A 14,996-nucleotide genomic window follows, 5' to 3' on the forward strand; every position below is an offset into this window, starting at 1 on the left:
GATTTCAGATCAAGATCAAGATCAAAAGCGTAGATCAAAAGACCGCTGACTTCGTCATCGAAAAGGATGTAAGGGCCAGAGCAACAGCAACAGCAACAGCAACAGCAGAGTCATACTCGGTCAACTGTGGGAGCTGGCTTGCCTGCGATGGCATCAACTCGGTATGCCTGATACACCAAGGTGCCTGCATCCCCACATTGGGTCTGTGGTGAATTTCCAAGCCATTAACCTTACGTTACAAAACTCCCTTTCAAATTGAGCTATACAGTCAGAGCGCCAAATAGTGGCTATCTGCCGCCGCCCTGCGCCTCAATAAAAATAAGAAAGGGAGCTCACCCGTGAAGCGCTTGCTCTATCCCGCTGTCGCCCTGATGAACCGCCTGAGTTTTGGCATGAAGTTCAGCCTGATCAGCGTGCTGTTCCTGCTGCCGATGCTGGCGACCAACTATTTTCTGGTGCGTGACTCCTGGTCGCAATTCCAGGGCACCCGCATTGAACTGCAAAGCCTCGATTTGCTCGGCAGCAGCCTGGCCCTGCGGCGCGATCTGGAGACCCTGAACAATCAGGTGCAGATCAACGCGGTGCTGGGGCAATCAGGTAAGGCCGGCGACCTCGAAGGCAAGATCAGTGCCCTTGAGCAGAACGTACTGAGCCGCCTGCAAAGCCTCAACGCCATGACCGTCGACCCTGAGCAAGCCAGCGCCTTCGAGGGCAAACGCGACGAGTTGATCGCCGCCTTCAAGGCCCAGCAGCAGGAAACCTCGCTGCTGAGCAAAAGCGCGCTGATCGGCAAATTACTCAACAAGGCGCAGATGTTGAGCCAGATCATCGCCAGCCAGTCCGGCTTGAGCCGCGACCCTCAGAGTGATTTGCGCCAGCTCAGTGAGCTGCTCACCAGCGTCACCGCGCAAGTCACCCAAACCCTCGGCGAGGGGCGGGCCATGGGCGCGTACTCCCTCGGCCAGGGCTTTCTCAATTCATCCTCCAGCACGCGCTTTGACGAACTGTTGCAACAGTTGGAAAAACTCCAGGCTGAATACGCCTTGAAGCTGCAGGATGCCCTGGGCGCCAGTACCGCCGCGCACACGGCGCTCGACAGCTTGGCCCAGGCCAGCAGTGCCAGCCTCAAACAAGGCAGCGAGTTGTTTGAAGAGCAGGTCGTCATGGCGCAAACCCTCGACACGCCGTGGCAGGGGTTCTACGACGATGTCAGCCGACTGATGGCCCAGACCTACCAGCTTAATGACGCCACCCTGACGTTCCTTGAGCAGCAACTGCAGCAGCGCTTGGCGCAAAACCGCACGCACATGGTGGTGCTGGTGTGCGCCCTGGTGGCGGTGTTCTTGCTGATCTTCTATTTGTATGCAGGCTTCTATGCCTCCACGCGCACTACCTTGCGCCGATTGGGCGCGATGATGGACAAAGTGGCGGCCGGCGACATGACCGTCACGTTTGTGGCCCACAGTCGCGATGAACTGGGCGACCTGGGCCAAGTGTTCAACGGCACCGTGGCCAAGATTCACGACTTGATCGAACGCGTGGGGCACACCGTTAGCCAGGTCGAGCTGCAAGCCGGCCAGGTGCAGGCCGTGTCTTCGCAAAGCAATCAGGCGGTGTCCGGCCAGCGCAGCCAGATTGAACAGGTGGCGACGGCGATGAACCAGATGTCTTCCACGGCTCAGGAAGTGGCACGCAGCGCGGCGGCGGCGGTCAACAGCGCCCATAGCGTCAACGACGAAACCGTCACCGGCCGTGGCCTGGTGCAATCCCAGCAGGGCAGCATTGCGCGCCTGGCGTCGGAGATTGATGAATCGGTGCGGGTGATCAATCAACTGGCCGCCGACAGCCAGTCCATCAGCAGCGTGCTGGAAGTGATCAAAAGCATCGCCGAGCAAACCAACCTGCTGGCGCTCAATGCGGCGATCGAGGCGGCGCGCGCCGGTGAGCAGGGGCGCGGTTTTGCGGTGGTGGCCGATGAGGTGCGCACCCTGGCCCGGCGCACGCAGCATTCCACCGAAGAAATCGAACAGATGATCAGCCGTTTGCACAGCGGTGTAGGCGCAGCGGTGAAGGCCATGGGCACCAGCCATACCATGGCCGATGGCACCGTGGCTCAGTCGGAAAAGGTCCAGCAGGCCCTGGAAAATATCCTTGGCGCCGTGGGCATGATCGTCGATCAGAACCAGCAGATCGCCGCCGCCGTCGAGCAGCAAACCGCAGTCGCGCAGGATATCGACCAAAACATCGTCGAAATCAATCGAGCCGGCGAACATGCGGCCCAGGGCGCGCAGCAGACCGAGGCCGCCAGCCGGCAGCTGTCGTTGCAGGTCATTGAACTGAAGCACTTGATCGGGGCGTTTCGTGTGTAAGACCTGCGCGTAGGAATAGGCTTGATGGTTTGTGGTGCCTGTCCTTATTTTTCGGTGTGCCTGTTTTGATCATGTGATTGGGTGAGAATTTGTTTCACCCAATCCGGGTACTCGGGAGGCAACGCGATGACGGCGGTTATCGGCATCAAAGGGCACTGCGCCCATTGCGACATCACCTTCGAACTCAAGCCCTGGCAATTGAACGCCATTGCCATCCGTGAGCCGTTTGATTGCCCGTATTGTCAGCGGGTCCTGGAGTTGAACTGCCCCAGGCAACTGCGCCAGTTCAAATCCTTGGACCACTGGGCCATGGTGCACCCCAGCATGATGGTACTGACCAGCGCGGTGCTGATCGTGGCGATGGTGGCCGAGTGGCTCGGCCTGATCAGTATGGTCGGGCAGCTCAACGTTTCATTGATAGTGGTACTTATGCACTTTCTGACACTGCGTTACGTGCGCCACCGGCAGCGACTGACCTTGGATTTGCAGGTGGTCAACGTGCTACCAGTTGAACAGCTCGCACGCGTTGCGTGTGCTCGTTTCGGCCAGCACTGAAGGGCTGATGCCCATGCGTTCGGCCAAGGCGTCGCAGATAGCCGGCAGATGTTGCGGGCTGTTGCGCTGGCCGGGGTACATGGCCGGCGCCATGTCCGGCGAATCGGTTTCCAGCACCAGCGCCTCAAGCGGCAGCTGGGTCAGCACCTTGTGCATACGCAGCGCCTGGGGCCAAGTGGCCGCGCCGCCCAGGCCCAGTTTAAAGCCGAGTTTGATGTATTCGCGGGCCTCCTCAACGCTGCCGGCAAACGCATGAATGATGCCGCCGCGCGGCAGGCGGATGCGTTTGAGGGTGGCGATCACTGCCGCGTGGCTGCGGCGCACGTGCAGCAGGGCTGGAAGCTGGAAATCCACAGCCAGTTTCAGCTGCGCTTCAAACAGGCTTTGCTGACGTTCGCGGTCCAACTGTTCGAGGAAGTAATCCAGCCCGATCTCACCGACGGCGCACAGTTGCCGATGGCCCTGTAGACGGGTCAGCCAATCACCCAACTCGATCAGGTCGGCGGGGCGATGATCCTCCAGATACACCGGGTGCAGGCCGAAGGCGGCAAATAAACTTTCATCGTCCTGCACCAGATCCCACAGCCGTTGCCAGTTCTGCTGATACACACCCAGCACCACCATGCGCTGCACGCCGAGTTGGCGGCTGTGGGCGAGGACTGCCCGGCGATCCGTGTCGAAATCCGGGAAGTCCAGGTGGGTGTGGGTGTCGATCAGCTCCACGCTCAAGCCTCGTGAATGCGCTGCTTGAAGGTCCGGCCGATGGCATGCACGCCGGGCTCATACTGTTCTTCTTCGATGGCCGCCAGGGCCAGGCGCAGGGCGGTGTCGGCGATCAGTTGATGTTGCTGGGCCATGGCGTTGACCGGCAAGGGCAGGAAGTCGAGCAGTTGGGTGTCGCCGAACGTGCCCAGGCGCAACGGCCGGGACTTGAGCGGGAAGTCATGCAACGCGTCGAACACACCTTGCAGCAGCACGTAGGAAGTCGTCACCAGCGCGTCAGGCAAATGCCCCAGGCGTTGCAGGAGTTCTTCCATCAGTTGGCGGCCACAGTCACGGCTGAAGGCTTCACCCTGCTCGATCAGCACGTCGCCCTTGAAGTCTCTCAAGGCTTCACGGAAACCGGCAGCGCGTTCCTGGCTGATGCTCAGTTCGGGGTGTGCGCCGATCAGCGCGATCTGCTTGGGCAGCGGCTGCAACAGGCTGCTGGTGAGTTGCTGGCAGGCCTGGCGGTCGTCGCTGACCACCGAGCAGAACTGCCCGGGTTCCATCACCCGGTCGATGGCGATCACCGGCAGGCCCTTGGCTTGCAGCTCACGGTAGCTGTCATCGCTGGCCGGCAAACAACTGGCCACGAACAGTGCATCGCAGCGCCGCGCGCGGAACAGTTGCAGCAGTTGGCGTTCGCTGTCGGCTTCATCATCGGAGCTGGCGATCAGCAGTTGGTAGCCGCGCGCCCGCGCGCCTTGTTCCAACAGCTTGGCGATGCGTGCGTAGCTGGGGTTTTCCAGGTCGGGCAAGATAAAGCCCAAGGTGCGCGTGTGCCGACTGCGCAGCCCGGCGGCCTGAGGGTTGGGCGTAAAGCCATGGGCTTCGACCACAGCACGCACACGCTCGACGGTGGCGCTGCTGATGCGTTGCTGTTCGGCCTTGCCGTTGATGACATAGCTGGCGGTGGTAACGGACACACCGGCCAGACGTGCGATATCACTGAGTTTCAAACCGGGATTTCCTTGTTTTTTAGAGCTTGCCCCGACATTTTGTCCAATCGTAACCGATTCCTGCACACGACTATTGTCTGAGCTCAAGTGCCGAGTGGTCCTTCAAGCTTGCATAATTAGCGCATAATCTGCCATAAATTCTAGATTAAACGTTTCAGCAAGCGTATTTTTACGATGTTCGCCACTGAGTGACTACTGCCAATTGACCACTCAGTCAGTTATTTATGAACGCGCCTGCGCTGATTTATTCAAAACAATACCTAGTGCCCACAGTGCACTAACTAGGAGAACGGCATGCTTGAGCTCACTGTAGAGCAGATTTCCATGGGCCAGGTGGCTGTGGATAAATCTGCTGCCTTGCACCTGCTCGCGGACAAACTGGTGGCCGATGGCCTGGTCGCCGAGGGTTATCTGAGCGGCTTGCAAGCCCGTGAAGCCCAAGGCTCGACTTTTCTCGGCCAAGGTATTGCCATCCCCCACGGTACGCCGGAAACCCGTGACCAAGTGTTTTCCACGGGCGTACGCCTGCTGCAATTTCCCGAAGGGGTGGATTGGGGCGACGGCCAGATCGTCTACCTGGCGATCGGCATCGCGGCCAAATCCGATGAACACCTGCGCCTGCTGCAACTGCTCACCCGCGCCCTCGGAGAAACCGACCTGGGCCAGGCGCTGCGCCGTGCCGGCTCCGCCGAAGCCTTGCTGAAACTGCTGCAAGGCGCACCACAGGAACTGGCGCTGGACGCGCAGATGATCAGCCTGGGCGTATCGGCCGACGATTTTGAAGAGCTGGTCTGGCGTGGCGCACGCCTGTTGCGTCAGGCCGATTGTGTCAGTAATGGTTTCGCCGCCGTGTTGCAGCAAGTCGACGCGCTGCCGTTGGGCGATGGCCTGTGGTGGCTGCACAGCGAGCAGACGGTGAAGCGCCCAGGCCTTGCGTTCGTGACGCCGGACAAACCGATGCGTTACCTCGGCCAGCCCCTGAACGGCCTGTTCTGCCTGGCCAGCCTGGGTGAGGCGCATCAAACCTTGCTCGAACGCCTGTGCGCCTTGTTGATTGAAGGTCGCGGCCAGGAATTGGGCCGCGCTACCAGCAGCCGGGCGGTGCTTGAAGTATTGGGCGGTGAACTGCCGCCGGACTGGCCGAATGCGCGCATCACCCTGGCCAATGCCCATGGTTTGCATGCGCGGCCGGCGAAGATCCTCGCGCAATTGGCGAAAAGTTTTGACGGCGATATCCGCGTGCGCATCGTTGATGGCCCGGTGGGTGCCGTCTCGGTGAAAAGCCTGAGCAAGTTGCTGAGCCTCGGCGCCCGTCGCGGCCAGGTGCTGGAGTTTGTCGCTGAACCTGCGATTGCCGGTGATGCATTGCCCGCGCTGCTGGCAGCGGTGGAGCAAGGGCTCGGTGAGGAAGTCGAGCCGCTGCCGACCGTGAGTGCCCAACCTGCCATCCTTGATATTGAACCGGCGATCAGCGCGCCTGTGTCCGGCAGCCAGGTCCAGGCCATCGCCGCCGCGCCCGGCATTGCCATTGGCCCGGCGCATATCCAGACCCAGCAGGTCTTCGATTACCCGCTGCGCGGCGAATCTGCGGCCATTGAGCGCCAGCGCCTGCACGCCGCGCTCACCGACGTGCGCGCTGATATCCAGGGCTTGATCGAGCGCAGCCAATCCAAGGCGATCCGCGAGATTTTCATCACCCACCAGGAAATGCTCGACGACCCGGAGCTGACCGACGAGGTCGACACGCGCCTCAAGCAGGGCGAAAGCGCCGAAGCTGCGTGGATGAGCGTGATCGAAGCCGCGGCCAAACAGCAGGAGTCGCTGCAGGATGCCTTGCTCGCTGAGCGCGCCGCCGACCTGCGCGACATTGGCCGCCGGGTGCTGGCGCAATTATGCGGCCTGGAAACCGCCCAGGAGCCAAGCGAGCCTTACATTCTGGTGATGGACGAAGTCGGCCCCTCTGACGTTGCCCGCCTGGACCCAACCCGCGTTGCCGGCATCCTCACCGCCCGTGGCGGCGCCACGGCCCACAGTGCCATCGTTGCGCGTGCCTTGGGCATTCCTGCTTTGGTAGGCGCCGGCGCGGCGGTGTTGTTGCTGGCCGCTGGCACACAGCTATTGCTCGACGGCCAGCGCGGCCGCCTGCATGTCGACCCCGACGCGGCCACGCTGCAACGCGCCACGGTCGAGCGCGACACCCGCGAACAGCGCCTGCAAGCGGCCTCGGCCCAGCGTCATGAACCGGCACTGACTCGCGACGGCCATGCCGTGGAAGTGTTCGCCAATATCGGTGAAAGCGCAGGCGTTGCGGCGGCAGTGGAGCAGGGCGCCGAAGGCATTGGGCTGTTGCGCACCGAACTGATTTTTATGGCTCACCCGCAAGCACCGGATGAAGCCACCCAGGAAGCCGAATACCGCCGTGTGCTCGACGGCCTTGGCGGTCGCCCGCTGGTGGTGCGCACCCTGGATGTGGGCGGCGACAAACCGCTGCCGTATTGGCCGATTGCCGAAGAAGAAAACCCCTTCCTCGGTGTGCGCGGCATTCGCCTGACCTTGCAGCGCCCGCAGATCATGGAAGCGCAATTGCGTGCGCTGTTGCGCTCGGCGGACAACCGCCCGCTGCGCATCATGTTTCCCATGGTCGGCAGTGTCGATGAATGGCGAGCCGCCCGCGATATGACCGAGCGCCTGCGCCTGGAAATCCCGGTGGCCGACCTGCAACTGGGCATCATGATCGAAGTACCGTCTGCCGCTTTGCTCGCGCCGGTACTCGCCAAGGAAGTCGACTTTTTCAGCGTCGGCACCAACGACCTCACCCAGTACACCCTGGCCATCGACCGTGGCCACCCAACCCTGTCGGCCCAGGCCGATGGCCTGCACCCGGCCGTGTTGCAACTGATCGACATCACCGTGCGCGCCGCCCATGCCCATGGCAAATGGGTCGGCGTGTGTGGCGAACTGGCGGCGGACCCGCTGGCGGTGCCTGTGCTGGTCGGGCTGGGTGTGGATGAGTTGAGTGTGTCAGCCCGCAGCATTCCCGAAGTGAAGGCGCGGGTGCGTGAATTCAGTCTGAGCGAGGCCCAGGGCCTGGCGCAAAAAGCGCTTGCGGTGGGTTCGCCCGCGCAAGTGCGAGCCCTAGTGGAGGCCGTGTAAATGGCGAAGATTCTGACCCTGACGCTGAACCCGGCGTTGGACCTTACGGTACGCCTGGCACACCTGGAACCCGGTGCAGTCAACCGCAGCGAAACCCTGTTGACCCATGCTGCCGGCAAGGGTGTGAATGTCGCCCAGGTGCTGGCGGACTTGGGGCATGAAGTCACCGTCGGTGGCTTTCTGGGGGAAGACAACCCGCAAGCGTTTGACGCGCTGATCGCACGGCGTGGTTTTGCCGATGCGTTTATTCGCGTACCGGGCGAAACCCGCAGCAATATCAAGATCGCTGAACAGGATGGCCGGGTGACCGACATCAATGCGCCGGGGCCGCAGGTCAGTGAGCAGGCACAATTGGCCTTGCTCAATCAATTGACCCTGATCGCCCCGGGGCATGCTGCCGTAGTAGTCGCTGGCAGTTTGCCGCGCGGCGTCAGCGCGCAGTGGTTTCAGAGTTTGCTTGTGCATTTGAAAAGCCTCGGCCTGAAAGTCGTCCTCGACACCAGCGGCGAAGCCTTGCGCGCGGGCATCAAGGCCGGCCCGTGGTTGATCAAACCCAACACCGAAGAACTCGCCGAAGCCCTCGATTGCGCCACCGACTCCATCGCACAGCAGGCCCAGGCCGCCGAGCGTTTGCATGCTCAAGGCGTGGAGCATGTGGTGGTCTCCCACGGCGCCGAGGGCGTGAACTGGTTCAGCCCAGGCACCGCGCTGCATGCCACGCCGCCCAAGGTCAGCGTCGCCAGCACCGTGGGTGCGGGCGATTCGTTGCTGGCCGGAATGCTGCACGGTCTGCTCAGGTTTGATCTGCCGGAAACCACCTTGCGCCGGGCCACGGCGATTGCCGCCATGGCGGTCACGCAGATCGGTTTTGGTATCAGCGATGACGCGCAGTTGGCGCGCCTCGAAAGCGGCGTCCATGTGCGCGCGCTGACAGAACAATAAGAGGGTTTGTGATGAAGTTAGCCATTGTTACCGCCTGCCCGAACGGCATGGTCACCAGTGTGCTGTGCGCCCGCTTGTTGGACGCCGCCGCGCAGCGCCAGGGCTGGAGCACCAGCACCGAAGTCGTGGATGTGCAGCACCCGGAGCGGGCGTTGTCCCAAGCGACTATCGACGCGGCCGAGTGGGTGTTGCTGGTCAGCAGCACGCCGGTGGATATGCAGCGGTTTGTCGGCAAGCGTGTATTCCAGAGCACGCCGGCCCAGGCGCTGGCGGATGTCGACGCGGTGCTGCGCCGTGGTGCCGAAGAGGCCCAGGAATACGTCGCCAGCCAAGCGCCGGTGTCGGCGAAGAATGCCCCGCGTATCGTCGCGATCACGGCCTGCCCGACCGGCGTGGCCCACACCTTCATGGCCGCCGAAGCCTTGCAGCAAACGGCCAAGCGCCTGGGCTATGACTTGCAGGTCGAGACCCAGGGGTCGGTGGGCGCACGCACGCCGTTGAGCGCGCAGGCCATCGCCGATGCCGATGTGGTGTTGCTGGCGGCGGATATCGAAGTCGCCACTGAGCGTTTTGCCGGCAAAAAGATTTACCGCTGCGGTACCGGCATCGCCCTCAAGCAGTCCGAGGCCACGCTCAACAAGGCGCTGGCCGAAGGCGCGGTAGAAAACGCCGCCAGCGGTGCGGTCGGCAAAAAAGAAAAAACCGGCGTGTACAAGCACTTGCTCACCGGCGTGTCGTTCATGTTGCCGATGGTGGTGGCGGGCGGGCTGTTGATCGCCTTGTCGTTTGTGTTCGGCATCCATGCTTTTGAAGAAAAAGGCACCTTGGCTGCCGCCCTCAAAACCGTCGGCGACCAGGCCTTTATGCTGATGGTGCCGTTGCTGGCGGGCTACATCGCTTATTCGATTGCCGACCGTCCGGGCCTGGCGCCGGGCATGATCGGCGGCTTGCTGGCGGGCACCTTGGGCGCCGGGTTTATCGGCGGCATCCTCGCCGGTTTCCTTGCCGGTTACTGCGTCAAGCTGATCACCCGCGCGGTGCAATTGCCGCAAAGCCTGGAGGCGCTCAAGCCGATCCTGATCATCCCGCTGCTGGCAAGCCTGTTCACGGGCCTTGCGATGATCTATCTGGTCGGCCCGCCGGTGGCGCGGTTGCTCACGGGGCTGACGGATTTTCTCAGCACCATGGGCACCACCAATGCGGTGCTGCTGGGCATTTTGTTGGGCGGCATGATGTGTGTGGATTTGGGCGGGCCGATCAACAAGGCGGCGTATGCGTTTTCTGTCGGCCTGCTGGCCGCGTCCAGCGGTGCACCGATGGCGGCGACCATGGCCGCTGGGATGGTGCCGCCGATCGGCATGGGCATCGCCACCTTGCTGGCGCGGCGCAAGTTCGCCCAGACCGAGCGCGAGGCGGGCAAGGCCGCAATGATCCTGGGCCTGTGCTTTATCTCTGAAGGCGCGATTCCATTTGCCGCCAAAGACCCGCTGCGGGTGATCCCGGCCAGCATCGCCGGTGGCGCGTTGACCGGCGCGCTGTCGATGTATTTCGGCTGCAAACTCGCCGCACCCCATGGTGGTTTGTTTGTGTTGGTGATTCCGAATGCAATGAACCATGCGCTCCTGTACTTGCTGGCGATTGTGGCGGGCAGCTTGGTGACCGGGTTGGTGTATGCGCTGATCAAGCGTCCCGAGGCGGCGGAGCTGTCGATCACTTCAGCCAAGGCCTGACACTGTTCAAAATGTGGGAGCTGGCTTGCCTGCGATTGCTTTCTGTCAGTCACCCTTTCAGTGACTGATTCACCGCTATCGCAGGCAAGCCAGCTCCCACCTTTGATCTCCAGTGTTCTTACGGTCGGTGTCACATCCGCTTCATGCTCCCGTGTTTAAGTTGCCCTTTTGATACTCAAGAGGGCACCTGCATGAGCCACTTCGATCTCGGCCGTCGCCGCGTGATGCAAGCCGTTGGCGCCGGTTTGTTGCTGCCGGGCCTGGCGCCGGCAGTGATCGCCTCGGTCAAGGACCGCCCGCAACTCACCGACGGCGTGCAGTCCGGCGACTTGCTGGGCGATCGGGCGATGATCTGGAGCCGCAGCGACCGCCCGGCGAAGATGGTGGTGGAGTGGGACACCCGCAGTGTGTTCAGCAACCCGCGCAAATTTATCTCGCCCCTGGCCGACAGCCGCACCGACTTTACCGCCCGCGTCGAACTCACCGGGCTGCCGGTCGATCAGGCGATTTTCTACCGTGTGCACTTTGAAGACGCCCAGACCGGCGTGGCCAGCGAGCCGTGGTTCGGCCACTTGCGCAGCGTGCCGCAGCAGCGTCGTGATATCCGTTTTGTGTGGAGCGGCGACACTGTCGGCCAGGGCTTCGGCATCAACCCGGACATAGGCGGCATGCGCATTTACGAAGCCATGCGCCTGCGCCTGCCGGACTTTTTTATCCACAGCGGTGACACCATCTACGCCGACGGCCCAGTGCCGGCCCAGCTGACCGTTGAAGACGGGCGCATCTGGCGCAACATCACCACTGAAGCCAAGAGCAAAGTCGCCGAAACCCTCGACGAATATCGCGGCAATTATCGCTACAACCTGCTGGATGAAAACGTGCGCCGCTTCAATGCCGAAGTGCCGCAGATCTGGCAGTGGGACGACCACGAGGTGATCAACAACTGGTCGCCGAGCAAGGTGCTCGATGAGCGTTACCAGACCAAGGACATCAACACCTTGGTCGGCCGCGCACGCCAGGCCTGGCTGGAGTATTCACCGATGCGCCGCCAGAGCGCCGATGGCGGTGGGCGCATCTATCGCAAGCTCAGCTACGGGCCGTTGCTGGATGTGTTCGTGCTGGACATGCGCAGTTATCGCGGGCCTAACGATGACAATCTGGGCGGCGAAAAGCCCTTTATGGGCCGTGAGCAACTGGACTGGCTCAAGCGCGAACTCAAGGCCTCCCAGGCGCAGTGGAAAGTCGTGGCCGCCGACATGCCTATCGGCCTCGGCGTGCCTGACGGCGAAGTCAGCCCCGGCGTGCCACGTTGGGAAGCCATCGCCAACGGCGACCCAGGCCCGGCCCAAGGTCGTGAGTTGGAGATCGCCGAACTGTTAGGCTTTTTGCGCGCGCAGCAGGTGCGCAACCATGTGTGGCTGACGGCGGATGTGCATTACTGCGCGGCGCATCATTACCACCCGGACCGCGCGGCGTTTCAGGACTTCGAGCCGTTCTGGGAGTTTGTGGCCGGGCCGCTGAATGCGGGGAGCTTCGGGCCTAATCAACTGGACAAGACCTTTGGGCCGGAGGTGGTGTTCCAGAAGGCTCCGCCTGCGCAGAACACTTCGCCGTTTGCCGGTTTTCAGTTTTTTGGTGAAGTGCAGATTGACGGGCAGACGGCGGAGTTGACCGTGATCTTGCGGGACTTGGATGGGGTCTCGGTGTTCGAGCAAAAGCTGCAGCCCGCCTGACCTGCAATGCACGTAAAACTGTGGGAGCTGGCTTGCCTGCGATGGCATCACCCTGGTGTCACTGATACACCGAGGTGCCTGCATCGCAGGCAAGCCAGCTCCCACAGTTGCTCCTCGGTGTTTATGAGGGCTTAGTACACATCCCGACGATAGCGGCCCTGCTCAATCAAACGCTCCACCGCTTCGCTGCCCAGCACCTCGTGCAGCACTTGATCCACACCCGTGGCCATGCCCTGCAAGCTGCCGCACACATAAATCGCGGCGCCTTCGGCCAGCCATCTACGCAATACGTCTGCTGATTCGCGCAGGCGGTCCTGTACGTAGATTTTCTCTGCCTGGTCGCGGGAAAACGCCAGGTCCAGCAGGGCCAGGTCACCGCTGGCCAGCCAGCCTTGCAGCTCGTCCTGGCACAGGTAGTCGTGGGCAATATTGCGTTCGCCGAACAACAGCCAGTTGCGCTGCTGGCCATCGGCGATGCGCGCTTTAAGCAAACTGCGCAGGCCGGCCAGGCCGGTGCCGTTGCCCAGCAGGATCAGCGGCACCGGCGCTTCGGGCAAGTGGAAGCCACTGTTGCGGCGCAGACGCAGGCTGACGCCGGAGCCGATGGCGGCGTATTCGGTCAGCCAGCCCGAGCCCAGGCCCAGGCTGCCGTCGGGGTGGCGCTCCTGGCGTACGATCAGCTCCAGCACGCCGTCGCTGGCGATCGAGGCGATGGAGTATTCGCGCATGCCCAAGGGCACCAGCGCGTTGACCAGCGCTTGTGCGTGCAGGCCCACCAGATGCGCGCGGTTGTCCGGCAGTTGGCGGGTGGCCAAAGCCTGGTTGAGGGTTTGCGCCAGGCCGTCGATCAACACACCATCGCTGCCGACCAGGCCCAGGCCTGCGAGGAAATGCTCGATGGCCCACGGGCAATTGCGCGGCAGCACTTCCACCAGGTCACCGGCCAGCCAGCTTTGCGGCGCAGGCGGCGTGAGGCCCAGCAGGTAGATGTCTGAGCCAACGCTGTCGCGGTTAAGCAGGGTGCGATGGGTGAGGGTCCAGATTTCAAACTGAGGCGCCTGCCAGGCCGCTGCCGGTGCTTGGCCGGTGATTTGGCCCAGTTGTTGTTGCCACATCAGCAGCGCTTCGCTGTCGCCGCTGTCGACTTCCACCGGCGCGAATAACGGCGTGCCGCCCTGGTGGGTCAGCCAGAAGTGCAGGCGCCGGGCAAAGCCGCAGAAGTGTTCATACTGGCGATCACCGAGGGCCAGCACCGAGTAGTTCAAGCCTTTGAGCGACAGATCCTGGCCGAGCACGCTGCGCTCAAACCCCCGGGCGCTGTCTGGGGCTTCGCCGTCGCCGAAGGTGCTGACCACGAACAGCGCATGCTGCGATTGGCTCAGGTCGTGCTGGCTGACGCTGCCCAGCGGCTGCACTTTCACCGGCAAGCCGGCGGCCTGCAATTGCCCGGCGGTTTGCCAGGCCAACTGCTCGGCAAAACCGCTCTGGCTGGCAAAGCCGATCAGCCAGGCCGGCGCATCGCTGTGGTTGGCGCCGAGGCCGTTGCGGGCGTCGCGCACCTGGCGCTTTTTGCGGCGACGGTCCAGGTACAGCAGCCAGCCGGTGATAAAGAACAACGGCATCATCAGCGAACTGAGGGTGAGGAGGATGCGCCCGGTCCAACCGAAGTAGCTGCCGGTGTGCAACGCATAAATGCTAGTGAGCAATTGGGACTTGAGCGTCTTGCTGGCGTACGGGGCGTGGGTTTTGACCTCGCCGGAGGACGGGTTCAGGTTGATCTGGTTTAGCGCGCGGTCGTGGGGCGATGTGTTGAGCAGGTAATACACAATGGCTGGCTGCCCGGCGACGGCCGGCATGCGAATGTTGTAGGCGATCAAACCGGGGCCGGCGTTGGCGTAGATGCTGCTCCATATGGCGTCGTAGTTGGCCACCGGCGCCGGGCCTTCGGGCGGCGGGCCGCGTTTGCGCAGGCGCTCGTTTTGCGGCGCGTCGGACAGCAGTTTGTTCAGGCCCTGGCTGTACCAGTCGTAGGACCAATACAGGCCGGTGAGCGCCGAGAACAGATAGAACAACAGGCACCAGGTGCCGAACACCGAGTGCAGGTCCCAGTTGAAGCTGCGGCCTTTCTTGCGCCAGTCCAGCGTCAGCCAGGCGCGCCAGCTTGCCACTTGGCGCGGCCAGCGCAGGTACAGGCCCGAGAGGCAGAAGAACACCAGGATGAGGCTGCAGGCGCCGGTGATGTTACGCCCGGTTTCGCCCATGGCGAGGAAGCGGTGCAGCTGCAAGATAAAGCCGAGCACATCCTGGCCGACGGCGTCGCCCATGTAGTCGCCGGTGTAGGGGTCGAAGTAGCGCATCTGGCCACGCCGTTCGCCCGGCGGGGCGGTGAAGAACACACGCGCGGCGTTGCCGCTGTCGCTTTCCACCCACAGCATCGATACGGTCTTGCCTTCGGTGGCCTCAAGCTTGCGCACCAGTTCGGCAGGCGGCAGCACACCGGCTTCGCGTTTTTCGACCTTCAAGACTGTGGGGTTGAGCGCCCGCAGGATTTCATCCTGAAACGAGACCGCAGCCCCGGTCATCCCCATCAACGCCAGCACCAGCCCGGCAGTGATGCCGAAGAACCAGTGCAATTGGAACAGGGTTTTTTTCAACACGTCGGACCGCCTCGCTCATCTGGATGTCGTTGTCACGGCGCGCATTATGCCGTGGGTTAACGAGAAAAATTCTGTTTTACACGCAAAAGCCCCACGCATCCGATGCGTGGGGCTTTTGGCTGAACGTTGACCGGGT

The 14,996-nt window shown here is 62.5% G+C and carries 10 protein-coding genes; 7 read left to right on the forward strand and 3 right to left on the reverse strand.

The window, feature by feature from the left end; all coding sequences use genetic code 11:
- The 3 genes from AOA62_RS32205 to AOA62_RS07620 form a co-directional block, all read left to right on the forward strand.
- A partial coding sequence (locus AOA62_RS32205; RefSeq protein WP_218244100.1) for a hypothetical protein occupies positions 1-212 on the forward strand: 212 nt, incomplete at its 5' end.
- Between the two features lie 126 nt (positions 213-338).
- The gene (locus AOA62_RS07615; RefSeq protein ID WP_099548336.1) at positions 339-2,369 is read left to right on the forward strand and encodes a methyl-accepting chemotaxis protein; all 2,031 of its coding nucleotides are present in this window, start codon (positions 339-341) and stop codon (positions 2,367-2,369) included.
- 126 nt (positions 2,370-2,495) lie between these two features.
- On the forward strand, positions 2,496-2,924 hold the full coding sequence (locus AOA62_RS07620) for a hypothetical protein (RefSeq protein ID WP_017138307.1): 429 nt from the start codon (positions 2,496-2,498) through the stop codon (positions 2,922-2,924).
- Here the strand turns inward: AOA62_RS07620 and AOA62_RS07625 are convergent.
- Together AOA62_RS07625 and cra are read right to left on the reverse strand one after the other, a co-directional pair.
- Positions 2,871-3,647, reverse strand: a complete 777-nt coding sequence (locus AOA62_RS07625; RefSeq protein WP_017138306.1) for a TatD family hydrolase — start codon at positions 3,645-3,647, stop codon at positions 2,871-2,873. The genes AOA62_RS07620 and AOA62_RS07625 overlap by 54 nt on opposite strands.
- 2 nt (positions 3,648-3,649) lie before the next feature.
- Positions 3,650-4,645, reverse strand: coding sequence for a catabolite repressor/activator (gene cra, locus AOA62_RS07630; protein ID WP_017138305.1), 996 nt, complete (start codon positions 4,643-4,645; stop codon positions 3,650-3,652).
- Positions 4,646-4,939: 294 nt separating this feature from the next.
- Between cra and ptsP the strand changes: the two genes are divergently transcribed.
- The 4 genes from ptsP (at position 4,940) to AOA62_RS07650 (ending at position 12,203) form a co-directional block, all read left to right on the forward strand.
- Positions 4,940-7,798, forward strand: coding sequence for a phosphoenolpyruvate--protein phosphotransferase (ptsP, locus tag AOA62_RS07635; RefSeq protein WP_099548339.1), 2,859 nt, complete (start codon positions 4,940-4,942; stop codon positions 7,796-7,798).
- The gene (pfkB, locus tag AOA62_RS07640) at positions 7,799-8,740 is read left to right on the forward strand and encodes a 1-phosphofructokinase (protein WP_099548341.1); all 942 of its coding nucleotides are present in this window, start codon (positions 7,799-7,801) and stop codon (positions 8,738-8,740) included.
- A gap of 11 nt (positions 8,741-8,751) precedes the next feature.
- Entirely contained in the window at positions 8,752-10,470 is a 1,719-nt protein-coding gene (locus tag AOA62_RS07645; RefSeq protein ID WP_099548343.1) for a PTS fructose-like transporter subunit IIB, read from the forward strand.
- A 191-nt stretch (positions 10,471-10,661) separates the two neighbouring features.
- Positions 10,662-12,203, forward strand: coding sequence for an alkaline phosphatase (locus AOA62_RS07650; protein ID WP_099548346.1), 1,542 nt, complete (start codon positions 10,662-10,664; stop codon positions 12,201-12,203).
- A 131-nt stretch (positions 12,204-12,334) separates the two neighbouring features.
- Here the strand turns inward: AOA62_RS07650 and AOA62_RS07655 are convergent, their stop codons facing one another.
- Positions 12,335-14,860: a sulfite reductase flavoprotein subunit alpha gene (locus AOA62_RS07655; protein ID WP_099548349.1), complete on the reverse strand. Its 2,526-nt coding sequence runs from the start codon at positions 14,858-14,860 to the stop codon at positions 12,335-12,337.
- Positions 14,861-14,996 lie beyond the last annotated feature (136 nt).

It is taken from the genome of Pseudomonas sp. 2995-3, assembly GCF_002742565.1.
Classification (GTDB): domain Bacteria; phylum Pseudomonadota; class Gammaproteobacteria; order Pseudomonadales; family Pseudomonadaceae; genus Aquipseudomonas; species Aquipseudomonas edaphica.

Coding starts and splice junctions, on each gene's coding strand:
- ptsP (WP_099548339.1), top strand. CDS start 4,940: ATGCTTGAGCTCACTGTAGAGCAGATTTCCATGGGCCAGGTGGCTGTG.
- AOA62_RS07620 (WP_017138307.1), top strand. CDS start 2,496: ATGACGGCGGTTATCGGCATCAAAGGGCACTGCGCCCATTGCGACATC.
- pfkB (WP_099548341.1), top strand. CDS start 7,799: ATGGCGAAGATTCTGACCCTGACGCTGAACCCGGCGTTGGACCTTACG.
- AOA62_RS07650 (WP_099548346.1), top strand. CDS start 10,662: ATGAGCCACTTCGATCTCGGCCGTCGCCGCGTGATGCAAGCCGTTGGC.
- AOA62_RS07645 (WP_099548343.1), top strand. CDS start 8,752: ATGAAGTTAGCCATTGTTACCGCCTGCCCGAACGGCATGGTCACCAGT.